This window comes from Anaerolineae bacterium, from assembly GCA_025062375.1.
Lineage (GTDB): Bacteria > Chloroflexota > Anaerolineae > SpSt-600 > SpSt-600 > SpSt-600.
Window position 1 is genome coordinate 1 of record JANXAG010000016.1, and the last position, 22,620, is coordinate 22,620.

Consider the following 22,620-nt stretch of genomic DNA (forward strand, 5'->3'; position numbering starts at 1 on the left):
TCCCGGGGGTTTGGGGGTGTCCCTCAAAAACTCAAAAAGGGAGCGAGCAGCAACCTCTTGCATCCTGCCCACGAGTGGGGCCCTTAACCGTGGTAAACCCTAAGCCCACGAGGGTGGGGAAATTGGGGGCCCAGGGGGCTTGGGGGATGTGCCCCCAAAAACGAAAGGAGGTTAAAAACTAAGTGAAAAGCCTTCAAACCCTGACTAAGTTGGCCAAACAACCCTTTCTCTGGCGAGGCCTCATAGCCTTCATCCTCCTCTGGTGGGCCATAAAGCCCGCCCCCATCCTCGTCACTCTGGGCCCCCCTCAAAAGGTAGTGACCATAAATCCCAAAATGGGAGTCCACACCCGCCTCACCGATGAAGTGGAAGAATGGAAAATAAAACGCACCCTCCAGATGGTTCGGGAAATGGGCGCCCCGTGGATTGTGGAATATTTCCCCTGGGCCTACCATGAACCCAGGAAAGGCTTCTTCAACTGGGACCACGCCGATATGGTGGTTGAGCACGCTTTGAACCAGGGCCTCACCGTTATAGCCAGATTGGGGTTCGTGCCCCAGTGGGCTCGCCCAAAAGAATCCGCATTCTCTTACCTGGATGAAAAAAACTTTGAAGACTTTGGAGACTTCGTCTACGCCTTCGTGGACCACTTTCGGGGAAAAATCAACTACATTATCATCTGGAACGAACCCAATATCAGCCTGGAATGGGGATACCGCCCTGTGGACCCCGAAGCCTATACCAGGCTCTTGAAAATTGCTTACCGGCGCGCCAGAGAGGCCGACCCTGAAATTAAAGTGCTGGCAGGAGCTTTAGCTCCAACCCTCGCCCCACCCGGAGACCCATGGGGAATGAACGACTTGGAATACCTGAGAAGGATGTATCAAGCTGGGGCTAAGGATCACTTTGACATTCTGGCCGTCCATTCCTACGGCTGGACCTTTCCCCCCGATGATCCACCGGCACCGGATAAGATCAACTTCCGCCGGGTTGAACTCCTGCGTCAGATAATGGTAGAAAACGGCGATGCCCACAAACCCATCATCATAACTGAAGGTGGATGGAACGACCACCCCCGCTGGAGCAAAGCTGTTCGGCCGGCCCAGCGGATACATTACACCATAAGGGCTTACGAAATAGCCTTGAAGGAGTGGGAATGGTGCCTGGCCCTCTGCATCTGGGCCTTCCGTTACCCCTGGGCAACCCATACCTATCAAGATTACTTCACTTTTGTAGCAGTGGATTTCACCCCAAAGCCCATATACTTTGAGGTGCAGAGATATGCTCGTGGCGAACTGGCTGAAGAAAAATCTCCTTAGACTCCTGCCTTTACCCATTGTGTTTGCAGGCATTGCCCTGTATTTCCTCTTCCGTGGCAACGGAACCTGGGAGGAAATCCTGAGGCGTGGAGCCGTCACCGTGTGCCTTGACCCAAGTTATCCACCGTTTGAATACGTGGACGAAACCACCGGGGAAATCCGGGGCTTTGATGTGGAAATGGCCAGAGCCATCGGTGAACACCTGGGCCTCAGGGTGGAAATAGCTACAGTGGGATTTGATGGCCTCTACGATGCTGTAAAAGCGCGCAAATGTGACATAGCCATCTCGGCCCTGCCTTACGATCCCCTGTTAACCCAGGATGTGGCCTTCTCTATATCCTACTTTGAAGCCGGCCTCATGATGGTGGTGAGAGAGAACGAAGAGAACATCCGCTCTCCGGATGACCTGAAAGGAAAAAGGGTAGCCGTGGAATGGGGTTCCACGGGAGATGTAGAAGCCCGTCGCCTGAAAATAAAGCTTGGAGAATTGGAGGTAAAACCTTACCCAACCGTTGAAGAAGCGCTCCGTGCTCTTAAGGAAGGCCAAGCTGAAGCTTGCTTTGCCGACGCTGTATCTGCTTACCTTTTCTGGGGACGAGAGGGCGGAATAAAGGTCCTGGCCCCCGCTCTGGTCAGCACCCCTTATGTCGCCGTCGTAAACCTCAAAAATAAAGTATTGCTGGGAAAAATAAACGAAGCCCTCTTCCGCCTGCGGGAGACAGGATTCCTCCACTCCTTGGCGGAAAAATACTTTGGGGTTCGCCCAGCTAATCTATGGCCCTGATCTCCACGAAGGAGATCTTCCAGCTTTCCACCACTACTTTCCGTCTGTAAAGATGAGGGCCAATCTTAACTTCCAGCATGTATTCGCCCGGCTCTACGTCCCCAAAAACGAAGTTTTCCCCAAGCTCCTCATCGGGATTTATCCCTGGGCCGGACCGATATGTCCGGGTTTCCCTTCGTTCTTTCCCTTCCAGGATCACTAAAACTTCCGGCGGCATTTTCCCCTGAGCATCCAGTATCCTACCTGCCACCAAACCCCGCCGGGGAAGGGGTTCCATCCATAGAAGCGGGTTATAGGTGGAAGCATAGGAATTTTCTCCAACTCTGACCTCCATGTGGAGGTGGTAACCCAGAGCTATGCCGCTTTTGCCCAAAAAGCCCACTGGTTCACCCTTCCTCACCCTCTGGCCCGGTTCTACCAACACCTTTGAAAGGTGGCCATAAAGGTAATACACAGGCCTGCCTCTGTAATCCCGCTCAAGCTTCACCACCACCAGATTGCCGTAGAAATCAGTAGTGGGACCGTATGCAACCTCCAGATCACTTCCTGCCACCACCACCTCTCCATCGCCTGCCGCCAGAACTTCCGCATTCGGGTTCCCGGCTATATCAATGCCGTGATGGAGAAGGTATTCTCCTCCACCGGTGGTTCCGTAAGGGTAAAAGAAATTAACCCACCCCCCGTCTTTCAAAGATATAGGCCTTGCGAGCCACAGGTGAGATGGCTCAAGGATTTTAGCCTGTGGGATTACAAAAGGCGTAGGGGACGAAACTGGAGTAGGGGTTAGAAGGGGAGTTGGAGAAGGTGTGGGAGTTGGGCTTGGAGTAGGAGTGAAGGTAGGAGTGGGGGTAAAAGTAGGGGTAGGGGTTACCAGAAGCTGCGGCGGTGAGGGGCTTTTCCAAACCTGGGAGATTGCCACTGTCGCCGAGATAAGCAAAGATATTAAAAGGCCAAGGAAATTTCTAACTCTCAACGGCCCCTCCTTCTCTCAGGATTATTTTCGGATTATAACACTGCCCGGTCCAGGGAGCAAAAGCCCCAAGAATAAAGGTCATCTTGAAGGATGTAAATAGACTCCGAAAGTCTGCGGTGAAAAGAGAACGTTGAGTGCCTGATCCTGGGCGATCTGGCGTACCAGGCTTGCCCTCTCGTCTGCGGTTGCTTAAAAGCCTTCGTGGCTCACGTGCTTATTCCAGGCCCCTTCGCACATCTATTTGTATGCTATCGTTTTCCCATCTTGACCCATCTTCCTTAAAGGCAGGGAGCCTCCTCAGGGTATCAAGCTCGTAGAGACCAACTAAAACTAATTCCGGGCTTACCCCGGGGGAAACGGGAATACGCCGGACATCTTCTATAACCTGTCCTGGGAGCCACCTGGAAGTGGGGTAAAGCCCTCTGACGGGAGGGCCATCGGCCTGGGCGATGATTTTATTCTGGTGATCCACGAGGTGGACAAAAACCTGAAAATCGCGGGAAACCTTCCTGTTGGCCTGCCAGTAGAGGGTTAAAGTTAGGAGGTAATCTCCTTTGGTCAGGTGGTATCCGAGAAGCTTTATGCCTTCGTCGGGGAAAAGTTGAAGGTATTTTATGGGTATTTTTACCGGGTGTCTGGGCTGAACGTTTACCCACTCCGAAAGCTCTATGGTCCCCAACCCCTGCATTGTTTCGCGCTCATACAATCCCACCTTTACACTGAAAGCCACCGGTGGGGTATCTGGGGGGATGCGCACATAGTGCTCATCTACGACGTATAGCGAGGGATTCCAGGTGGACGTTGGGATATAGGCAGGGTGCATTGAATCCGATTGGGCGTACAGGCGGCCATCGGTGCCGATTAAATGCACAAAAGATGAGTAATCTTTGTCCAGAAATTTCAAAGCCTGCCAGTAAAGCCTTACGTGCAATTCGCCCCCTTGGCGCACAACCTTTGATTCAAGATCGTAACCTATAAGGGCTACTTTATCTCCGAGCCTTAAATTCACAGAATTTTGAGCTGGCAAGGCTTTGCCCGGAGGAGATTGCAGCCTGAACCAGAAAGTATGCGGCTCTATCCACCAAACTTTTAGGATTAAAATCCCTGCCACAACAAGCGCCAAAATTGAGCTTTCCTTCCGGGCCCCATCGGTTTCCTGTCGTTTCTGCCCCCGTTTTCCCTTGAGCCATAGATTTACAGCAAAAGTTAAAAGTAACCCCAGGAGTGAAATAAATTTGCCGAACTTGCGTACAGGGGTATCCCTGAAGGCTAAGGCAATGATGTGTTCCCCAGGGGGAGCTTCAAGGCAAATGAGGCCGCTTTCCGGACAGGGCTTCAGAGGGATTTCAGTCCCATCAAGCCACCCCTGCCAGCCCGGAAAGTAGAACTGAGCCACTTCAAGCACCATAGGCTCGTGAAGGTCCACCTTAAACTTCATGAAGTTAGATTTCACTTCCAGGATTTCCGCCTCGCCCTTGACCAGAGCTTTCCGCAAAAGGCCTGGCTCTATTGCTGGGGCCTCAGGGACCTTTACAGTCCATACGCTTAAATATTCGCTGGCAGAAGTTGTCCCCGGCTCGTTATTGGCTTGCTCATAGGAAACGAACTCTTGCGGTGTTGCCTTGAGCGGCAGGAAAGGCCGGGGAAACTGGTAGGAGAACACGGAGATTATTAATCCCACGGTGGCGACAATTACTGCCGGAAGCCTCAAGAGAGGGAGGTCTCTGACCCACAAAACCGAGGCCCCTGCGAGCAGGGAAGAGAAAATAAAGGCTATGCCGTACATCCGCGAAGGGTACTCGGTAAAGGCTATAAAGGGCAGGTGGCGCCAGAGGGGCAGGGACGGTGGCAACATCATGAAGGAGGAGAACAAAGTGCCTGCCATGGCAAAGGCCAGGTGCCACCTCTGGAAAGCGTTCAAACCTTTTCGGAAAACCGCCAGGGTGCCTATCCCTGCAAGGAGAAGGTGAAATCGGCCGAAATTGAAGGGCATCGGGGGGTTCGTAGCCCGATAATCCAGCGGTGGTGAGGGGGCAAAGAGCTCCTGAAGCCGCAGAAAATGCTGGGCGACATCAAAAAAGCCCCGGGTAAGAACATACACTTGGGTAAAATGCTGTTCCACAAGGGCAGGGAGCCAGAAGATAGCACCCCCAGCCCCGGCGAGAAGAAGCGCTCCGACCAAGGCAGGGAGCCTGTTTTTGTAAAAGCGGAAGGAATCTCCTCCCACGAAAACCACACAGGTAAGATAAAGGACAAGCACAGGCCCGAAAAGCATTGCGCTTATGTTGTGGCACAGAAGCAGAGCGGTGAGGGAAAAAACTGCACCGGTAAAGTTTAGCCTGCGCGGTTCTTCCCACAGGCGCCGGAAGAAAAACAGAACCCAGGGATAGAGACTCCAGGCCAGGAATTGAGCATAATTTCCCTGAAAGTAGAGCTCCCGGAAGCGGTAAGTGGCAAAGGTATATGCAGCAGAAGCAACTATGGCCCCCTCTCTGCCCACTATATCTTTAGCCCATAAATACATGGCCAATGAATAATTGAGACTGCTCAGGAACAGGACGGCCTTGAAAGCGGTGAGCAAATCTGGCAGGATCAGGTTAAAGGTGGAAGTTGTTATGTAGAGGAAGGGAGCGTAAAAGTTGAACAGCGGGTACCCGTATCCATAATAGAGCAGGGTATGCCAGCGTGGCCACAAAACGCCTTCATCCCAGCTCCACCGCCACAGAGCGGACCTGAAGAAGTGCAGAAGGCCATCAGCCGTGTTGGGTAACCCTGGCTTGAACATGGGTTCTATCAGGAGAAACGAAAACAAGATGCATACGGGGATAAAAGGGTCTATTGAGGGAAGCCTCGGCTTTAGATTTAAGCTTTGCAATTTCACGTTTGTGTATTCTTCTCCAGAAGCGAGCTGATGAGCTCCTCGGGAGCGCGAGTAGGCCGACCGGTGGAATTCAGGAAAGCCCCTGTGGACCAGGCTTTTGCCACAAGTTCACCTGCAGGCCACCTGTAAATATGATGCTCCCAGGTCCCGTGAGTCCGGGCCATTGCGGAAAGCTGGCTTGTTATTTTCAGTTCGTCCCCTTCCATTGCGGGTTTGATGTATTCAATCTCTGCCCGGACCTGCACGATGGTTATGCCCATTTCCCTGAGCCGCGCGCTGGTATAGCCCACAGAAGCCATGGCTTCAAACTTAGCCTGCTCCAACCAGTTCATATAGACAGCATTATTGACATGCCCAGCTGAATCCAGCTCATAACGCTGGACCTTGCGGAAGTGGTGGAAAGTTTGCGCCTTTTCCACAGGCCTTTCACCCCGCATTGGCTTTAGGTCTCTGACAGCAATTTTACCATTGGGGCGGAAAACCTCCCGCATCTCCTGAGGCATCCGGATGGGGCGACCACTTCTGGCATCAAGGAGAACCCAGCGGCTCCTGGCCCTGGCTATCAGGGCCCCATCGCTCTGACGAGTCAAGAGATATTCCCTGAAAGTGCTGGCTGGGGTTATCTGGCTTACCCACGTGGTGACTTCAATGGTGTCACCGTAAAAGGCCGGAGCCACGTGCTCAAGGATTGTGTGCTTTATGACCCAGATCCAGCCCTTTTCCCGATACCTTTCCAGAGTGTAGCCAACGTTTTCTGAGGCTTCCATTGCAGCCTGTTCGCAGTACCGCAGATATACAGCATTGTTTACGTGCCCCAGGCTATCAAGTTCATAGAGGCGCACTTTGAAAGGCACCGTATGCACGTGAGTCATGCTTGTTCTCTCCAGGCAAAAAGCCTGTAATCTATGTCCGGGAAAGGATTATCAAGACGGGAAATTTCCGCCAGGAACTCCTGATCCTGTGGGGATATCTCTCCACGGCGGGCAATGGAGACAAGATGGTTGAAGCGAGCCAGGTGCTGCTGGAAGCGAGCCATGGCATAGTCTCTGGCCTGGCCAGTGCTCACCAGGAAAGGCCAATCGCTGGCTTGAAGAAGGAGGAGCTCGCGGGCAGCCTGGTTCAGGAACTCCCGCAGGGGTTCAGGACCATCGGGGTAAAGCCTCACCAGTTCTTCCATTGTGCGCTCAGCATTGTGGATGAGAGGCCACATCCACTCCGTCTCGGGATTAAGCCATGTCCAGTGAGCACCTCCCAGCCCCCAGGAGCTTTCAGGGATGGCCATGGCTTCTGTGGGGGGATATCTTTCCAGATAAGAAGAAGGCGTGGTTAATTCTATCTCCGGATCACGGGAGAGGGAACGCAGAACCTCCTTAAGCCAGAGGATACCTTCAAACCACCAGTGCCCGAAAAGCTCGGTGTCGTAAGCCGAGATTATTATTCCGTAAAGGCCTGTGCTCTGGCTAAAGTTCCTCAACCTTTCTTTTACGAGGCCGCAGAAGTGATCCACGTGGATTTTAACCTGCCCCTTGGCTCTTTCAGGGTCGTAAAGCTCTTTCTGGCCCAGGTCCACCTGAGCTCCTGTCACCCTCCAGTACTTGAGGCCTGAGTGCTCGTCTTTCCGATGGAATTCCCGGTAAAGGTAATCGCCTGGATAGCCGTAGCTGGCCGACCAAACCTGGAGGCCGGTGCCTTCGTCCCGGCCGAAGACAGCTACCCTGGCAGCTTGAATATAATAGGGGCGGAAAGTGGTGCCCTTGCGGACAATGGGCAGCTCATCAGTTTTAATGACAAGCCTTCTCTTGGGGACTCCTCCGTATGGCCCCACCACATCGCCTGCCACCTTCCCCACCATCCTTCCCCCTTCAATGACGTAGGAATCGGTGAAGAAAAATTGAAGGTTAAGGTCTGCTAAGAATTCCTCAAGCCCGGGTTTGTAATAGGAATGCTTTATCGGCTCCCCGGGCCTCGGGTCTTTCATAAATCCAGGACGATACCCGCATTCAGGAAGCCATATACCCCTGGGCATTCTGCCCATGTGCCTCAGGTAGGTCTGAACCCCTATCCTGAGCTGGGCGTAAATGCTGGAGTCTCGGTCCAGAAGGGGAAGGTAAGCATGGGAGGCAGCGCTGGTGAGAACTTCTATGTAACCCTCATCTTGAAGTCGGCGGAAAGCTCCGAGGATATCTCGTCCGAACCGGCCGGTGAAACTTTCCAGTATGCCTGTGTACCAGTTTTTGTAGAAATAGGCAAGAGCAGCTATGGCCTTTTCCCCCTGGCTTGAGTGAAATTTGGCATCCTCTTCGGCCAGCTGGATCCTTTCCTCAAGGTAAGCCACAAAGTGCTTTTTTACATCTTCATCCGCCAGCTGCTCCATAAGGATAGGGGTTATTCCGATGGCCAGATGGTAATCCACTCCCTCCTCACGCAGATCGTAAAGGGCCTGAAGGAGGGGGATGTAAGTTTCGGCCATGGCTTCGTGGAGCATTTCTTCCCCGTGGGGCCATCGGCCCGCCATCCGAACATAGGGTAGATGGGTATGAAGGACAAAGGTAAAGGCTCCCAGCGGCATTATTCCCTCCTGAAAACGTGTCGATATACAAGCAAAGTAGAGGCCAAGATTATACAACCTGCTGAGATAAGCTGTGCCACCGGTATGCCCCATACTTTCCAGGCATCGGGCCTCTGGAACTCGGTAATGATGCGGATCAGCGGGTACAGGATCAGGTAGAGGAAGAACAGATCCCCTTCCTTGAGGCGAGAGCTAAAGCGTCGGTTTACCCACATCAGGAAACCGAAAGCCATGAGACAAAGGATGGATTCGTATAGGAATGTGGGATGGAACAGAGTTGTTTCCACCGGGTATTTGTTTAAATCGGTGAAGGGGCCATAGCGGTGAGCAGCGTCAATCTTTATGCCCCAGGGAAGGGTCGTGGGGTACCCGTAGAGTTCCTGATTGAAGAAATTGCCCCACCTCCCTATAGCCTGGGCCAGTGGAAGCACCAGGGCTCCGAGGTCAGCCCAGCGGAGGAAGCTGAGTCTGGCAATGCGGGTGTAGATGAAGAGTCCTAAGACTCCTCCCGCTATCGCACCATACATTCCCAGGCCCTGGAACCCTCCTTTCCAGAAGGCGATTATATCCAGAGGGTTCTGGCGGTAGTAACTCCAGCCAAGGCCCTCAGCGGGGCTGGAGAAGACGTGGTAGAGCCTGGCTCCGATGATTCCGAAGATTATACACAGGGTCAGAGCATTCCAGACGTGGTCAGGGTTGTACCCTCGCCTTCGGGCTTCTCTTTCCGCTACAAAGGCCGCCACCAGAGTTCCCAGCATCAGGAGCAGCCCATACCACCTTACAGCAAAAGGCCCTATCCTGAAAGCTATTGGGTCGGGGAAAAAGGGGAACATTTTACTTCCTCCTCACAGGGATTTGTCTCATATTTTCCAGAGCATGGCGAACCATGCGCTCCATGTCCAGTTCTTTTTCGGCCTCAAGGACTTCCGCAAGGGTGGGCCTTGTGGCCACTTTGCGAGGCATAAGGAACTGGCAGCAGTCCTCGCCTGGCCTTATGGAGATCTCATAGGTGCCTATGGAATTAGCTATTTTTATGATTTCAGCTTTATCAAACCCGATTAGCGGTCTAAGGATGGGCATTTGCACGGCCTGGCTTATGGCCACAATGTTTTCCAGAGTCTGGGAAGCTACCTGCCCCAGGGAATCGCCGGTCACAAGAGCCAGCCCGCCTTCCCTCTCCATAACTTTTTCAGCAATCCTGAGCATTAAGCGGCGGTATAGAACGAGCCTGAAAGCCGAAGGAGCCGAAAGCACGATTTCCTGCTGCAAATCCCCTATGGGTATAATGTAAACGTAAGGCTCCATCCCCCAATCTGTGAGAACCTTGACGATTTCAACAGCTTTCTCTTCGGAGGCAAGCCAGTTTCCGAAAGGCTGGCTGTGGAAATGTATGGGAACGACCCGGCACCCTCTCTTCAAAGCCAGGAAACCTGCTACCGGGGAATCTATCCCTCCCGAAAGGAGGAGGCCTACCTTGCCGCTTACTCCTACCGGTAACCCCCCAGGCCCTTCTTTTCTGGTAAAATAAATTAGGGCGGAAGGGTGGGTAATTTCAACATAGACGGTAATTGCCGGGTTCTTAAGGTCCACGGGGCGGCAGGTGCGGGAGCGAACTGCCTCCCCCAGCCGGCGTTCCAGTTCCAGCGAAGTCAAAGGGAAACGCTTGTCAGCACGGGAGGCTGTTATCCGGAAGGGGCCGGGAGGTTCTTGAGGGAAATTTTCCAAGACGGCTTCCTCAATGGCTTCCAGAGTCCTGGGGGTAGGAATAGCAGGAGCAAAATAAGCTATGCCGAACACAGTGCGAAGCTTCTCTTCCCAGGTGGATTCCTTCAGAGGGACAGTGGCCCGAACAAGGAAACGGCCGGGCATTCTTTCTACTCTTACTGAGTCCACCCCCTGGAAACGTTTAACGATATTTTCAGCCAGGACGCGCTCAAAAAAGGAGCGGTTGCGCCCTTTAAGCCCTATTTCAGCATAGTGAACTACAGCAAACCGGCTCTCCATACTATCGCCCAAGGGACTGCGAAATGCATACTGATAAAAACTGGGCAGGATTGGCTCTCATATTACTTGGAATGGACCTAATCCTTATAGTTGCACTCCTTTTCTTTGTAATAATGCCCCCGACCCAGCATTTTGTCAAATATACGCCTCCTCCTTCCTCGGAAAGCTCGTCTCCCCTTTCAACGCTATATACACCAGCTGCCTCTTCTACGCCAGAGCCTTCCCTTACTTCTACCTTTTATTTTACTCCATCGCCTGCTGCTACCCCAACATTCACTCCTTCCCCCAGGCCCGCTGTTCCGTCGCCTACTCCCACACCCCATCGGGATAGGAAATGGATAGAAGTTTCCCTGCGCCAGCAGAAGCTGGTAGCCTACGAGGACGGCAAACCTGTTTTTGAGGCCCTCGTTTCCACAGGTTTGGCACGCTCTCCGACGGTAACGGGGAGGTTCAGGATTTACCTTAAGCTTCTTTACTCTGATATGTCTGGGCCTGGTTATTATTTCAGAAAGGTGCCTTATGTGATGTATTTTTACCGTGGATATGCCCTTCACGGCACTTACTGGCACAACAATTTTGGTCGGCCCATGAGCCGCGGTTGTGTCAATTTGAGGATAGAAGATGCTCGCTGGCTTTTTAACTGGACTGACCCACCTCTTCCGCCCGGAGCAAGTTTTGTCTACTCCTCCCCTGAGAAACCCGGGACCCTGGTGATTATTTACCCCTAACAGGAGGCCAGCATTGCCCCCTGGCTTTTAACGCCCCCATTATCCCGGTGGTAAAACAGATCTGGTCCAGGCAGACTGAATCTTTCGGGTCAATAGCAGGGCAATAAAGCTGTCCCGGTTCCGGAATCCTCAGACGAATGCGCACCTGGCTGAGGCTGGGTCTTATCCCCTTTAGCCTTCAGGGACCTGGAGAATGACAAGCTTGCAATTACACAACTCATATCCTACAAGTTCCTCCGGCCCCCGAAGCCATCTGGAGGCTGTGCCCTGGGTTTGGCTCCATCGCGATGACCTTGCACAATCGCGGGAATTGCGTTGGTGCATATACAAATGGTGCAGGCGCCCTTGCTGTCCGCGTGCGGCAAAGTTATTTTCCAGGACCCCAAAAGTTGAGGCAGGGGTTCCATTTCCTGTAAAGGGGGCTTCCCGCCGGATTCAGGGGACGGCAGCTTGAACTCCGGCGATAGTGCTTCCGAAATCGGCTTTTTTCCCCAGAGAGATTTACGGTCTGAAACTAACCGCTATCTGGCTCTGTGGAAGAAGAAAGCTCTCCTTTGAGCCTGTTGAGCTCCTCTTCCAGTTCTTCCAGTTCTATGGCCATAGAAGTTGGAACGGAATGCTTGGGCCAGCGAGCCTTCAAATCGGAAATTTTCTTCTCCAGTTCCCGAATTCTCGTTTCAATTTCTTTCCTTGACACCTCAGCCTCCTTCGGGTAAAATATACCCCCAGGGGGTATTTTAGCACATTTCCAGCAAGAGTCAAGGGGCGAAAGCGGGTGATGGAAAGCTTGAAATCTGGAAACAAAACGGGGTTGATGGTGGATCCGGTCAGGTGCAGGGCATGCGCGAAGTGCTTGGCCAGAAGGGTGTGCAGAAGCAAAGCCCTGGTTCAGGTAGATCCAGGGGAACCACCCTTTGTGGATCCGAGCCGGTGTTACGGTTGCCTTCTTTGCGTTGTAGAGTGCCCATTTGATGCTATTATACCTTACTGAAAGGAGGAACGATGGCCCAGCTTTTTAGAGAGAATTTACCCATTATCGTGATAGCTCTCATCCTCATAGCGGCATACCTTCTCCTCAGGACCCGGCCCAGTCCTGTGGAGTCTATGGAAGAGTTCAACGCTCTTATAACGGGTGGCAATCCTGTAGTGGTGGAACTTTTCTCCAATGCCTGAAGCGCCTGCCTTCTATCAAAGCCCATCGTGGATGGGCTGGAGAGAAGACTTGCAGGCAAAGCCTCTCTGGTGAGGCTGGACGTATGGGGAAAGCCAGGCCGGGATTTAGCCTCTAAATACGGGATAAGGGCTGTTCCCTCTTTCCTCATCTTTGACGGCAAGGGGAATCTGGCAGGATATTACGTTGGCATTCCTGACCAAAAGGCTATAATAGAGGTGATAGAAAGCCTGAACAGGGGGGATTAGGCCATGGACCTATACGATGTCATAATCATAGGTTCGGGGCCGGCAGGGTTAAGCGCAGCCATCTACTCCGCCAGGTCCGCCCTTAAGACTCTGGTTATAACCGGGAGAGCCATAGGAGGACAGGCAGCTCTTACGGCTGAAATTGAGAATTACCCTGGCTTCCCGGAAGGTATCTCGGGAATGGAATTGACCCGCCTCATGCAGGAGCAGGCCAAAAAGTTCGGAGCAGAAATCCAGATGGATGAAGTCCTCTCGGTGAACCTTAGAGAACATCCTTTCACCGTTACCACTTATTCCGGAGATTACCGGTGCAAAGCCCTTATCATTGCCACCGGCGTTTCTCCCAGAAAGCTCGGAGTGCCAGGGGAGGAAGAATTCATAGGTCGGGGTGTTTCTTTCTGCGCCACCTGCGATGGGTTTTTCTTCAAAGACCAGGAAGTGGCTGTAGTGGGGGGCGGAGATAGCGCCGTGAAAGAGGCCCTTTACCTTACCCGTTTCGCCCGCAAGGTATACATAATCCACAGACGAGACCAGCTCCGGGCTGAGGCCATAATTCAGGAAAGGGCGCGCCAGAACGACCGTATTGAGTTCGTTTTAAATTCTATCGTAACCGAAATCGTGGGAAAGGAGAAGGTGGAGGGGGTCAGGATCAAGAACCTCAAAACCGGCGAGGAATCTTTCCTGAAAGTGGATGGAGTTTTTGTCTACATCGGGAACATACCCAACACTTCTCTGTTCCAGGGACAACTGGAGTTGGACGAGCAGGGCTATATCGTAACCGACAGGGCAATGCATACCAGTGTTCCCGGGGTATTTGCGGCGGGAGATGTTCAGGAGAGGATTTTAGCCCAGGTGGTGACGGCTGCGGCATCGGGAGCCATAGCGGCCATGGAGGCGGAGAAATTCATCGCCCACCTTGAAGGAAGGGAGTATCCGGGGAAAGAGTGGAGGGGTTAAAGCTTTAGGGCTGCCCTCGCTAAATTAAGGACCGCTATCTCCACCAGAGAAGCGCTAATACCCGCCGAGAAAAGGGGGAGGAATTCTCCTCCTTTTTCTATCCCGTCAGGATAAAGGTTTAAAGCGAGCTTGAGAAGCATAGCGTTTATCGTTCCCAGAAGCAGGAGAGGGCCCACCATGCTCAGGAAAGTAAGAGGATATAGTAGAAATGGGTCCCGGGTTTCTATCAAAGCCACAGACCCCACTCCCACGGTGACGAGCAGTGCCAGCTCCCGGAAGTTCTCCAGGCTCCTGCGGGGGGTCGGATTTTTGAAAGTTATGGAGTTGAAAAAGGGTATGAACCATCCTCCCCAGCTGAAACCGTAGAACAGGCCCGTGACCAATCTCAACCCGTTTGAGGGAGCATAGAGAAGAGGGCTTCCCCTCCATAAATCCCAAAAAGAATTGAAGCCATCCACCCCCCATAGGATTACGAAGCTCGCCAGGGCTAAAGAGATCTTAAGTGGGGGAAAGAGCCCGCTTTTCAATTTTCCTCTGAGAATTAGAAGAATAGTAGCCAGAAGGAGGCCAAGGTAGGTGCCGGTGCAGCGGGCACAGAGGGGGCTCTGTTCTCCCTCAAAGAAAAGGGAATGCTCCGGCAGGCGGTGGCATACCCCTGAGGCTACAAAATTGGCTTTGCCCATAAGGCTCCAAGGTGGCAGAGCCGTGAGGAGAGCTAGGGCGAAGAGACCAGAGAGCAGGAGAAAAACCCTCAGGGCTGGATTCATTTTTTGTAAACCCCTACCAGGTGAACTTTTCGCCCGGGAGGGATGAACCTTTCTATAAGAACGCTCGCGCGGAAGGAAAGCCTGTTGAAGGCCAAGTACGTGGGGTCCTCTATCACAAGCAGAGAGACCTTTTTCAGTCCGACTTTTGAGGCTTCCTCTTCGATTTTAGATGGGGTGTTAGCGCGATAGTAGGGGTAGAAGACATCCTGGCTTTGGCGCCCGTAAAGGCTCGCCACAAGGGCTCGTTGCAGGAATAACCCGGCTCTGGCTACTTCGCGGCCGAAACGGGGAATTGGGTTCAGCAGGTTAGGAGTGAGGAATATAAAGTGGCCTCCCGGTTTCAGCACTCTGGCTATTTCCCTGAAGGTTTTCTCTGGCTCGGCCAGGTGCTCCAGAACCCAGCTGCATATCACCAAGTCAAAGGAACCAGACAAGAAAGGGAGAATTTCCGCCCGGGCCTGGATCCGGAAAATGGCCGGTGCTCTATGTTCTCGCAGTGAGGCCCAATCGTAATCTACCCCAACGGTAAGGGCAGTCCGGGGGTGAAGGCGCTCCATGATCCCTCCTCGGCCACAGCCCAGATCCAGAACTCTCACCCCCGGACCAAGGTAAGAAGCCACAATTTCCTGATAAACCTCGGTGGAAGGTTTCCACCCAGGCTTTAAAGTTCGGTATAAGGCTCTGTAGTATTCTTGCCTGTCTTTCAGAGGCACTGGGAATACCCGCAGTTCCGGCAGATAACGCATCCCTCGCTGTATTCCAGAAGGCTCCCGCAATCCGGACACTCGGGAGAAAGCCCGAAATCAAAGGTTGAGGAAGTTTTTGATGTTGTGGGTGCTCCTGATACCTGTTGCCCCTCACCTTTTTGAGCTTTCATGTGCCGCTCCATCGCCTTCGCTATAGCGTCAGCACAGGAGAGGATGGGGCCACCATCATGCCAGGTGGGGGCTGGGCACCTTATCCCTTTGAGCTGCTTGACTATAGCTTGGGGGTTTATCCCGCTCCTGAGGGCCAGGGATATAAGCCGACCTATAGCTTCCGACTGGGAAGCGACACATCCACCGGATTTGCCCACTTGGAGGAAAACTTCACACAGCCCTATTTGGTCCTCGTTCACGGTAACGTAGAGGTTACGGCCGCAGCCCAGAGGTATTTTCTCGGTAGTGCCATGGGTGACAAGGGGGCGAGGCCTGGGGGATAGCACCCCAGGAAGGCCCGGCTGGGCAGCTCTGACCTCCTCTTTCTTTTCCTCAACTCCTACGTTTAATACTTGTGCCTCCCGGCTGCGGTCCCGATACAGGGTCACCCCTTTGCATCCCAGTTCATAAGCCAGCAGGATAGCTTTCTCCACATCCTCTAATGTTGCCTCAAAGGGCAGGTTTATGGTCTTGGAAATGCTGTTATCGGTCCAGCGCTGGAAAGCCGCCTGCATCCGGACGTGCCACTCCGGGGCTATATCCAGGGCTGTGACGAAAACCCGGCGCACATCGGGCGGTATCTCCTCTATATCTTGGATCCGGCCTTTTTCCGCTACCTTCCTCATGATTTCAAGGTTGTAAAAACCTCGCTCCTTAGCCACCTTTTCAAAAAGGGGGTTTATTTCAGGAAAGGCATCTTCGTCCAGGATATGCTTGCGGGTGAAAGCCAGGGCAAAGATGGGCTCAATGCCCGATGAGCACCCGGCTATGATGGAAATGCTCCCAGTAGGGGCAAGAGTGGTGGTGGCGGCATTGCGGATACCGTGCTCCTTTATGCGCTCCACAAGCCCTACCCAGTCAAAACTGGAAGAAGAAGTTCGTGGGTCGGGCAGCGGAAGTTTGCCCTCGGGGTAGATGGAGCCTCCGAAGGCCGGGAAGGGCCCCCGTTCTCTGGCCAGTTCCACCGAGGCCTCCTTGCTCCAGTAAGCTATGGCTTCCATAATCTTTTCAGCTACCTCTAAGGCCTCTTCGGAGTCATAGGGTATCCCGAGTTTTATGAGCATATCGGCAAAACCCATAACTCCAAGGCCGATTTTACGGGTCCGCAGCGTCGCTTCCTTTATCTGGGGGAGAGGGAATTTGTTCACGGTGATGACATTATCCAGAAAGCGAACTGCCAGCTTGACCGTCCGCTCCAGCTTTTCCCAATCAATACGGCCGTCGTCCGTAACCATATTGGAAAGGTTTATGGATCCGAGGTTGCAGGATTCGTATGGGAGGAGGGGTTGTTCACCGCAGGGATTTGTGGATTCAATTTTCCCCAGGTTAGGAGTGGGGTTGAATTCGTTTATCCGATCAAGGAAGACTACACCGGGTTCGCCGTTGCGCCAGGCCCCTTCCACGATTTTGTTGAAAACCTCTCTCGCCCTCAGGCGCCTGACTACTTCTCCATTGCGGGGGTTTATGAGCTCATATTCCCCGTCTTCCCTCAGAGCCTGGATGAAGCGGTCCGTTATAGCCACGCTTATGTTGAAGTTGGCGAAGGCCCCTTCTTTCTCTTTGCAGGTGATAAATTCCAGGATATCAGGATGATCCACCCGCAGGATGCCCATGTTAGCCCCGCGGCGGCGGTTGTGCACCAGAAAGCCGTTGGCCACGAATTCGGCCCCCGTCACCTCTATGTCCATGGTGTAGGCTCTATCTTTTTCTACATCTGTAACGCGAGTGTAATAGAGATTGCTCCGCAAGAGTTCATCTCTGGGCTGAAGGCCATTGCGGACGCCTGAAGCTCCGGTAAGTTTTTCTTCCAGGCGCTGTCTCTTGAGTTCGCTTCGGAACCCTATTGTTCTGGCAAAATGCAGGAGGCTTGGCCTGTGAGATATCCTCAGCTCATAAACGGGCTTCCCGCCCTTCTTCCTCTCAGCGGCTCGTGAGACGATCCCGAGCGCCAGGAGGAGTTGCTGGACCTGCTCAATGAGTTCCTTTGAGGGGTTACGAAGGCGAACGTGCCCTTTCGGGGAAACATCCCCATTGCCTTCAAAGAGCCCCCTCAGGAAAGCCCGCACACTTTCAGGGGAAGCTGTGAGGATGAGGGCGGGAATTCCAGCGCGGGCGGTCCCTTCTTTGTTCAGTCCAGCTTCCTGCCACCACTCAGCCAGAGCAGCATTGCGAGCTACAATCAGGGATGAGGCATGGCCTTTCTTCTGCCCCCTGGCAGGGTTCAGGCCGAACTTCCGCAAAGCCTCTTCAAGCCATTTTTCTACATCCGGTGTGTTGCAAGGCGCATGGAAAACCAGGCATTCCGGCTTCCCGTTCGGAGCGGAAAGAGAGCCATTTGCGATGAAATAACCCACCAGCTCCGCCAAATCCGGATTCATCCTATCGGGCAGGGTGATGGGGGTGACATCGTGATGCTCAAGGGGGCAGGGTGGAAGGGAAGCATCGTGCCCGGTATACCCTCCTAACCTCACCACGAGCCTGTCGCCTGGTTTTACCTTCTCCGCGGCTTTCCACTCAATTCGCCCATCCTCTGTAACCACCCGGACCAGATGGTTATAGGTGGCCTCCAGATACAGGCCCAGGTCTGTTCTTATGCGGTAAACTTCAGCGGTGCCGTTATCCTGAGCGAGGAAGGCAGGTTCAAAGCCATCGCGCCCCAATACTTCCTCATTCAGGGGGTTATCCCCCATCGGAGGAGCGTTAAGGAACGCTCCGAGCCTCTGAAGACCCCTGGTGGTTCGGACCCATGTCCTGACCGAGAGGCATCCACCCTGTTTTATCACATCGGTGGCGGTATCAAAGACTCGCATGAAACTCACCGGACCAGAAGCGATCCCTCCGGTGGAACGGACTACATCGCCTTTGGGGCGCAGGCGGGAGAAGCTGAAACCCGTGCCTCCGCCCGACTGGTGAATGAGGGCTGTGGCTTTCACAGCCTCAAAAATGCTGGACATATCATCATCCACCGGGATTACAAAACAGGCGCTTAGTTGTCCCAGAGGAGTGCCGGCGTTCATCAGGGTTGGGGAGTTGGGCAGAAAATCAAAGCTGACCATAAGCTGGTAAAACTTTTCAGCCCACTCTTCCTTCCGAGATTCCTCAGCCTCAGCCACGGCTTTGGCCACCCGGCGAAACATTTCCTCGGGTGTTTCTATAACGTTGCCTTTCTCATCCTTCCTCAAGTAGCGCTTTTTAAGAGTAGCTGCGGCGGCGGGTGAAAGCTTAAGGGTCATCTTTATCCCCTCCTTCCCAGTTTTATTTAACCGAACCTGTGGCAGCAGCGAAAAGCCTCAGGAAACTCTCCCCTGTTCTAACTTCAGGTGGAAATTGCTCTTTGAGGTTGTAATTCCTCCTGAGCTTCCTTCCCCACTTTTCTTCCCACCTTTCTCTGTATTCCTCCAGGGGCGATTCTCCCTGGGCAAAACGAGCGGCTACTTCTCCTGCCAGAGCTCCAGCAGCCATGGCGAAAGGAATTCCCCCGCCGGTCAAGGGGTCCACCTGCCCGGCTGCATCTCCTACCAGTATTATCCCCGGCCCCACAATGGTTTCCAGAGGTCGCAGGGGAACCAGGCCGGTAATGAGGGTTACAGGGCTTCCCTTAGAGAGGGCCGGGATGGATTCAATGAACCGCACCAGGTAATTGATTGCAGGCTCTCTGGCCAGATTGGCCTGCACCCCAAGGCCGACGTTGGCCTTCCCTTCGCCTTTCGGGAAAACCCAGGCATAACCACCGGGGGCAAACTCAGGAGTCAGGTAGTAAAGAGTAATAGATGGGTCCACCTCAATTCCGGAGAGGAGAAACTGAGCGCAGGAGATAGCTTCTTTCGGAGGCAAGGTAGTATTAATCCCTGCCCATCGCCCTGCTTCCGATTCGACTCCGTCGGCGGCTATAACCACCTTAGCTTCCACTTCTTTCTCCACTCCCGCAGCTTTAACCCTGACCCCTCTTATTCTGCCTCCGTCCATAAGCAGGCCGACGGCCGGGGTTTTGACCAGAACCTTAGCTCCAGCCCTGGCAGCTTCCTCCGCCAGGAAACGGTCAAATATCCGGCGCTCCAGGATAAAACCTTCCCCGGCCTGGAAGGATTTCCAGAGCTTAAAGGTCTTCCCATCCTGGAAATAGAAGGCGGCCCCGGTGATGGTAGAGGCCACGAAAGAAGGCATGGGTTCAAAGAATCTCCTGAGAGCCTCAGCCGATATCCCTTCGGCGCAGCGGACAGGGCTCCCTATTTCTTGTCGCTTTTCCAGAAGCAGGACCGAAGCTCCGTGGCGGGCAGCGTACAGGGCAGCCATAGAGCCAGCCGGCCCGGCCCCGATTACCACCACATCATAGGAGGAATCAGGAGAAGGATGAACGGCCCTGGAGGTAGCCCTTGGGATAGATAAAGCTCCACTGGGGCAAACCCTAACACACAGGCCGCAATCGTTACAGGCCTCACCGACCACAACCCTCGTTTCGGCCAGGGAGAGGGCTTTCTGAGGACAAAGGCTGACACATCCCCCACAGTATGAGCAAAGGCCTGACTCTACTTTTACCATTACTCCTCTCCCAGGAGTTTCTCTATCTCCCTCTTCAGACTTTCCAGATCCTCCAGGGGCAGGTAAACCGAGGCGAAGCGTATGTAAGCCACCTGGTCCAGCTCCTTGAGCTTCTCCAGGACCATCTGACCGATGAGGCGGCTTGGGACTTCGGCTTTGCCCATGGCCCGGATTCTATCCTCAATTTCATCGGCAAGGTTTTCAATAGTTTCAAAGGGAATGGGCCTTTTAGCGCAGGCCTTCCGGATTCCCGTTAAAAGCTTTTCCCGGTCAAACTCCTCCCTGCGTCCGTCCCTTTTAATCACCACAGGGGTAGCCATCACGGTTTCGTAGGAAGTAAACCGCTTCCCGCAGCTCTTACATACCCTTCGCCTTCGGATACCCTTGGGGCTATGGCGGGTATCGGTCACCCTGGATTCGGTGCTTCCACAGTAAGGACACCTCAGCACTTCAGCTCCTTTACATAATGAACTAAATGTTTGGTCTTTGATGGGTAAAACCACAAAATTTAGTGGCTTACCTTCTATAAGTTTAGCACACTTTCGCCCTCGTGGCAACCCCCTAACGTGTTAAAATTTCTAATGCTTCTCTAACGTTCCTCTATCGCCTCTCTAATGCGCCTGTGCTTTAATGCCCCTTGCGGGAGGGCAGGATGGGTAAGATAACCTGTGCTAATTGCGGGATCGTGATAAATTGGAAACCCACGGTGGTGGAAGGCAGGTTCTACTGCTGCGTGGGATGCAGCCAGGGAGGACCCTGTACGTGCGATTATTCCCACCTGCCCAATCCCGAAGAAATAGCTCCCATTATAATCATGGAGGAGGTGGTGGAAGATGGCGAAGATAGTGGGCATTGACCTTGGAACTACTAACTCTGTTATTGCGATTGTGGAAGGCGGTGAACCCATTGTGATCCATAACGCTGAAGGGGAACGCCTTACCCCCTCAGTAGTGGCCTTCACCAAGACCGGGGAGAGGCTCGTAGGTAGGCCTGCCAAACGCCAGGCCATAATTAACCCCGAAAATACTGTATTTTCTATCAAACGCTTTATGGGCCGCCGATACGAAGAGGTAGAAGAAGAAAGGAGGCGTGTCCCCTATAAGGTCGTCAGAGGGCCCCAGGGAGACGCTCGCGTTTACATTCCTATCACTGGCAAAGAGTATACACCTCAGGAAATTTCAGCCATGATTCTGGCCAAACTCAAGGCTGATGCGGAAGCTTACCTGGGCGAGCCCGTGACCAAAGCAGTAATTACCGTTCCCGCCTATTTCAACGACTCCCAGCGTCAGGCCACCAAAGATGCGGGGCGCATCGCTGGCCTTGAGGTGCTCCGCATCATCAATGAGCCCACCGCTGCAGCCCTCGCCTACGGGCTGGACAAGAAGGAGAACGAGAAAATCCTGGTCTTTGACCTGGGTGGCGGCACCTTTGACGTCTCCATCCTTGAGGTGGGCGATGGTGTTATAGAGGTCCTGGCAACAGCTGGCGATACTCATCTTGGTGGCGATGATTACGACCAGAGAATCATTGAGTGGATATGCGATGAGTTTTACAAAGAGCACCGGATAGATTTGCGCCAGGACCGCCAGGCCCTCCAGCGTTTGAAGGAAGCGGCCGAGAAGGCCAAAATAGAGCTTTCTACCCTGATGGAAACGGAAATTAACCTGCCCTTCATCACGGCTGATGCTTCCGGGCCCAAGCACCTGCAGATGCGTCTTACCAGAGCCAAGTTTGAACAGCTCACGGCAGACCTTACGGAGCGGCTCAAGGGGCCCTTCATGCAGGCTCTGAGCGATGCCAGGCTCAGGCCTCAGGACCTGGACGAAGTAATCCTTGTGGGCGGCGCTACCCGGATGCCAGCAGTACAGAAGCTCGTCCGGGAACTGACGGGCAAAGAGCCCCACAAGGGAGTTAACCCCGATGAGGTGGTGGCCATAGGGGCAGCTATACAGGCAGCCGTCCTGGCAGGGGAAATTAGAGACGTGCTCCTTCTGGACGTTACACCTCTGAGCCTGGGCGTTGAAACCCTGGGCGGGATAATGCACGTCCTCATCCCCCGCAACACCACTATTCCGGTGCGTAAGAGTGAGATTTTCACTACCGCCGAGGATGGCCAGACCGCAGTGGAAATCCATGTGCTTCAGGGAGAGCGCCCCATGGCGGCCGATAACATAACCCTGGGTCGCTTCCGCCTGGAGGGGATACCCCCTGCTCCAAGAGGGGTTCCCCAGATAGAGGTAACTTTTGACATTGACGCCAACGGAATCCTCAATGTCTCGGCCAGGGATATGGCCACCGGCCGGGAGCAGAAGATAACCATAACGGCCTCCACTAACCTTACCCAGGCCGAAATTGAACGCATGATAAGAGAAGCCCAGCAGTACGCGGAGCAGGACCGGCGCAAGCGCGAGCTGGCCGAGGCCCGCAACCAGGCCGATAACCTCGTCTACTCCATTGAAAAGCTCCTGCGGGAAATGGGTGATAGAATCCCACCCGATGACCGCCGCGAGCTGGAAGCCCGCATAGCTGAGGTCAAAGAAGCCATGAAGGGTGACGACATAGGGGCCATCAGAAGGGCTATGGAGCGGCTCCAGCAGGCCAGCTATCGCTTGTCCGAAAGGTGGTATAGCACCCAGACAAGGCCCGGAGGCAATGGCCAGCGTCCTCCTGAGGGAGAACATCAGGGAGACGTGGTAGAAGGTGAATACAGGACAATGTAACCAACAGAAGCCCTGCGGGTGTAAATTAGCTCACAAGCCCGCA

The 22,620-nt window shown here is 53.6% G+C and carries 20 protein-coding genes; 8 read left to right on the forward strand and 12 right to left on the reverse strand.

Annotation, left to right across the window (positions count from 1 at the left end; all coding sequences use genetic code 11):
• The first annotated feature begins 182 nt into the window (after window positions 1-182).
• Both NZ653_05845 and NZ653_05850 read left to right on the forward strand, forming a co-directional pair.
• Window positions 183-1,319 carry a beta-galactosidase gene (locus NZ653_05845; GenBank protein MCS7286636.1) on the forward strand — a complete coding sequence of 379 codons (1,137 nt, stop codon included), beginning with the start codon at window positions 183-185 and terminating at the stop codon, window positions 1,317-1,319.
• On the forward strand, window positions 1,282-2,103 hold the full coding sequence (locus NZ653_05850; GenBank protein ID MCS7286637.1) for an ABC transporter substrate-binding protein: 822 nt from the start codon (window positions 1,282-1,284) through the stop codon (window positions 2,101-2,103). Before NZ653_05845 ends, NZ653_05850 begins: the two co-directional genes overlap by 38 nt.
• On the opposite strand, the gene NZ653_05855 is transcribed toward NZ653_05850, so the two are convergent.
• The 6 genes from NZ653_05855 to thiI all read right to left on the reverse strand — a co-directional run bounded on the left by NZ653_05855 (window position 2,087) and on the right by thiI (window position 10,530).
• Window positions 2,087-3,076: a M23 family metallopeptidase gene (locus NZ653_05855; GenBank protein ID MCS7286638.1), complete on the reverse strand. Its 990-nt coding sequence runs from the start codon at window positions 3,074-3,076 to the stop codon at window positions 2,087-2,089. The genes NZ653_05850 and NZ653_05855 overlap by 17 nt on opposite strands.
• 214 nt (window positions 3,077-3,290) lie before the next feature.
• The gene (locus NZ653_05860; GenBank protein MCS7286639.1) at window positions 3,291-5,888 is read right to left on the reverse strand and encodes a 6-pyruvoyl-tetrahydropterin synthase-related protein; all 2,598 of its coding nucleotides are present in this window, start codon (window positions 5,886-5,888) and stop codon (window positions 3,291-3,293) included.
• A 65-nt stretch (window positions 5,889-5,953) separates the two neighbouring features.
• Entirely contained in the window at window positions 5,954-6,829 is an 876-nt protein-coding gene (locus NZ653_05865) for a YbgC/FadM family acyl-CoA thioesterase (GenBank protein MCS7286640.1), read from the reverse strand.
• Window positions 6,826-8,526, reverse strand: a complete 1,701-nt coding sequence (locus NZ653_05870; GenBank protein MCS7286641.1) for a DUF1957 domain-containing protein — start codon at window positions 8,524-8,526, stop codon at window positions 6,826-6,828. Before NZ653_05870 ends, NZ653_05865 begins: the two co-directional genes overlap by 4 nt.
• Window positions 8,526-9,359, reverse strand: coding sequence for a prolipoprotein diacylglyceryl transferase (lgt, locus tag NZ653_05875; protein MCS7286642.1), 834 nt, complete (start codon window positions 9,357-9,359; stop codon window positions 8,526-8,528). Before lgt ends, NZ653_05870 begins: the two co-directional genes overlap by 1 nt.
• A 1-nt stretch (window position 9,360) precedes the next feature.
• The gene (thiI, locus tag NZ653_05880) at window positions 9,361-10,530 is read right to left on the reverse strand and encodes a tRNA 4-thiouridine(8) synthase ThiI (GenBank protein ID MCS7286643.1); all 1,170 of its coding nucleotides are present in this window, start codon (window positions 10,528-10,530) and stop codon (window positions 9,361-9,363) included.
• A gap of 71 nt (window positions 10,531-10,601) precedes the next feature.
• Between thiI and NZ653_05885 the strand changes: the two genes are divergently transcribed.
• Window positions 10,602-11,258: a L,D-transpeptidase family protein gene (locus tag NZ653_05885; GenBank protein MCS7286644.1), complete on the forward strand. Its 657-nt coding sequence runs from the start codon at window positions 10,602-10,604 to the stop codon at window positions 11,256-11,258.
• Window positions 11,259-11,772: 514 nt separating this feature from the next.
• Here NZ653_05885 and NZ653_05890 read toward each other — a convergent pair.
• Window positions 11,773-11,955: a histidine kinase gene (locus NZ653_05890; GenBank protein ID MCS7286645.1), complete on the reverse strand. Its 183-nt coding sequence runs from the start codon at window positions 11,953-11,955 to the stop codon at window positions 11,773-11,775.
• A 305-nt stretch (window positions 11,956-12,260) separates the two neighbouring features.
• Here NZ653_05890 and NZ653_05895 point away from each other — a divergent pair, with 305 nt between their 5' ends.
• From NZ653_05895 to trxB, 3 genes are read left to right on the forward strand one after another with little or no spacing between them, the layout of a single operon-like run.
• Window positions 12,261-12,431 (forward strand): hypothetical protein, encoded by a 171-nt coding sequence (locus NZ653_05895; GenBank protein MCS7286646.1) that lies wholly within the window; start codon window positions 12,261-12,263, stop codon window positions 12,429-12,431.
• 27 nt (window positions 12,432-12,458) lie between these two features.
• Window positions 12,459-12,677, forward strand: coding sequence for a thioredoxin family protein (locus NZ653_05900; GenBank protein ID MCS7286647.1), 219 nt, complete (start codon window positions 12,459-12,461; stop codon window positions 12,675-12,677).
• A 3-nt stretch (window positions 12,678-12,680) separates the two neighbouring features.
• Window positions 12,681-13,634, forward strand: coding sequence for a thioredoxin-disulfide reductase (gene trxB, locus NZ653_05905; GenBank protein MCS7286648.1), 954 nt, complete (start codon window positions 12,681-12,683; stop codon window positions 13,632-13,634).
• On the opposite strand, the gene NZ653_05910 is transcribed toward trxB, so the two are convergent.
• From NZ653_05910 to nrdR, 5 genes are read right to left on the reverse strand one after another with little or no spacing between them, the layout of a single operon-like run.
• On the reverse strand, window positions 13,631-14,401 hold the full coding sequence (locus NZ653_05910; protein MCS7286649.1) for a DUF2085 domain-containing protein: 771 nt from the start codon (window positions 14,399-14,401) through the stop codon (window positions 13,631-13,633). The genes trxB and NZ653_05910 overlap by 4 nt on opposite strands.
• The gene (locus NZ653_05915) at window positions 14,398-15,147 is read right to left on the reverse strand and encodes a class I SAM-dependent methyltransferase (GenBank protein MCS7286650.1); all 750 of its coding nucleotides are present in this window, start codon (window positions 15,145-15,147) and stop codon (window positions 14,398-14,400) included. The genes NZ653_05910 and NZ653_05915 overlap by 4 nt, the downstream gene beginning before the upstream one ends.
• Window positions 15,105-18,551, reverse strand: coding sequence for an adenosylcobalamin-dependent ribonucleoside-diphosphate reductase (locus NZ653_05920; GenBank protein MCS7286651.1), 3,447 nt, complete (start codon window positions 18,549-18,551; stop codon window positions 15,105-15,107). The genes NZ653_05915 and NZ653_05920 overlap by 43 nt, the downstream gene beginning before the upstream one ends.
• Window positions 18,552-18,573: 22 nt before the next feature.
• Complete coding sequence (locus NZ653_05925; GenBank protein MCS7286652.1) at window positions 18,574-19,857, reverse strand: geranylgeranyl reductase family protein; 1,284 nt, start codon at window positions 19,855-19,857, stop codon at window positions 18,574-18,576.
• Window positions 19,857-20,306, reverse strand: a complete 450-nt coding sequence (gene nrdR, locus NZ653_05930) for a transcriptional regulator NrdR (GenBank protein MCS7286653.1) — start codon at window positions 20,304-20,306, stop codon at window positions 19,857-19,859. Before nrdR ends, NZ653_05925 begins: the two co-directional genes overlap by 1 nt.
• 203 nt (window positions 20,307-20,509) lie before the next feature.
• Here nrdR and NZ653_05935 point away from each other — a divergent pair, with 203 nt between their 5' ends.
• Complete coding sequence (locus NZ653_05935; protein MCS7286654.1) at window positions 20,510-20,713, forward strand: hypothetical protein; 204 nt, start codon at window positions 20,510-20,512, stop codon at window positions 20,711-20,713.
• On the forward strand, window positions 20,691-22,577 hold the full coding sequence (gene dnaK, locus NZ653_05940) for a molecular chaperone DnaK (protein MCS7286655.1): 1,887 nt from the start codon (window positions 20,691-20,693) through the stop codon (window positions 22,575-22,577). The genes NZ653_05935 and dnaK overlap by 23 nt, the downstream gene beginning before the upstream one ends.
• The last annotated feature ends 43 nt before the right edge of the window (window positions 22,578-22,620 follow it).

What these genes read in the sequence shown, in the direction of transcription:
- NZ653_05870 (MCS7286641.1), bottom strand. Translation starts at nt 8,526, where the DNA reads ATGCCGCTGGGAGCCTTTACCTTTGTCCTTCATACCCATCTACCCTAT.
- NZ653_05910 (MCS7286649.1), bottom strand. Translation starts at nt 14,401, where the DNA reads ATGAATCCAGCCCTGAGGGTTTTTCTCCTGCTCTCTGGTCTCTTCGCC.
- thiI (MCS7286643.1), bottom strand. Translation starts at nt 10,530, where the DNA reads ATGGAGAGCCGGTTTGCTGTAGTTCACTATGCTGAAATAGGGCTTAAA.
- dnaK (MCS7286655.1), top strand. Translation starts at nt 20,691, where the DNA reads ATGGCGAAGATAGTGGGCATTGACCTTGGAACTACTAACTCTGTTATT.
- NZ653_05920 (MCS7286651.1), bottom strand. Translation starts at nt 18,551, where the DNA reads ATGACCCTTAAGCTTTCACCCGCCGCCGCAGCTACTCTTAAAAAGCGC.
- NZ653_05865 (MCS7286640.1), bottom strand. Translation starts at nt 6,829, where the DNA reads ATGACTCACGTGCATACGGTGCCTTTCAAAGTGCGCCTCTATGAACTT.
- NZ653_05885 (MCS7286644.1), top strand. Translation starts at nt 10,602, where the DNA reads ATGGACCTAATCCTTATAGTTGCACTCCTTTTCTTTGTAATAATGCCC.
- lgt (MCS7286642.1), bottom strand. Translation starts at nt 9,359, where the DNA reads ATGTTCCCCTTTTTCCCCGACCCAATAGCTTTCAGGATAGGGCCTTTT.
- NZ653_05895 (MCS7286646.1), top strand. Translation starts at nt 12,261, where the DNA reads ATGGCCCAGCTTTTTAGAGAGAATTTACCCATTATCGTGATAGCTCTC.
- NZ653_05915 (MCS7286650.1), bottom strand. Translation starts at nt 15,147, where the DNA reads ATGCGTTATCTGCCGGAACTGCGGGTATTCCCAGTGCCTCTGAAAGAC.
- NZ653_05925 (MCS7286652.1), bottom strand. Translation starts at nt 19,857, where the DNA reads ATGGTAAAAGTAGAGTCAGGCCTTTGCTCATACTGTGGGGGATGTGTC.
- NZ653_05935 (MCS7286654.1), top strand. Translation starts at nt 20,510, where the DNA reads ATGGGTAAGATAACCTGTGCTAATTGCGGGATCGTGATAAATTGGAAA.
- NZ653_05850 (MCS7286637.1), top strand. Translation starts at nt 1,282, where the DNA reads ATGCTCGTGGCGAACTGGCTGAAGAAAAATCTCCTTAGACTCCTGCCT.
- trxB (MCS7286648.1), top strand. Translation starts at nt 12,681, where the DNA reads ATGGACCTATACGATGTCATAATCATAGGTTCGGGGCCGGCAGGGTTA.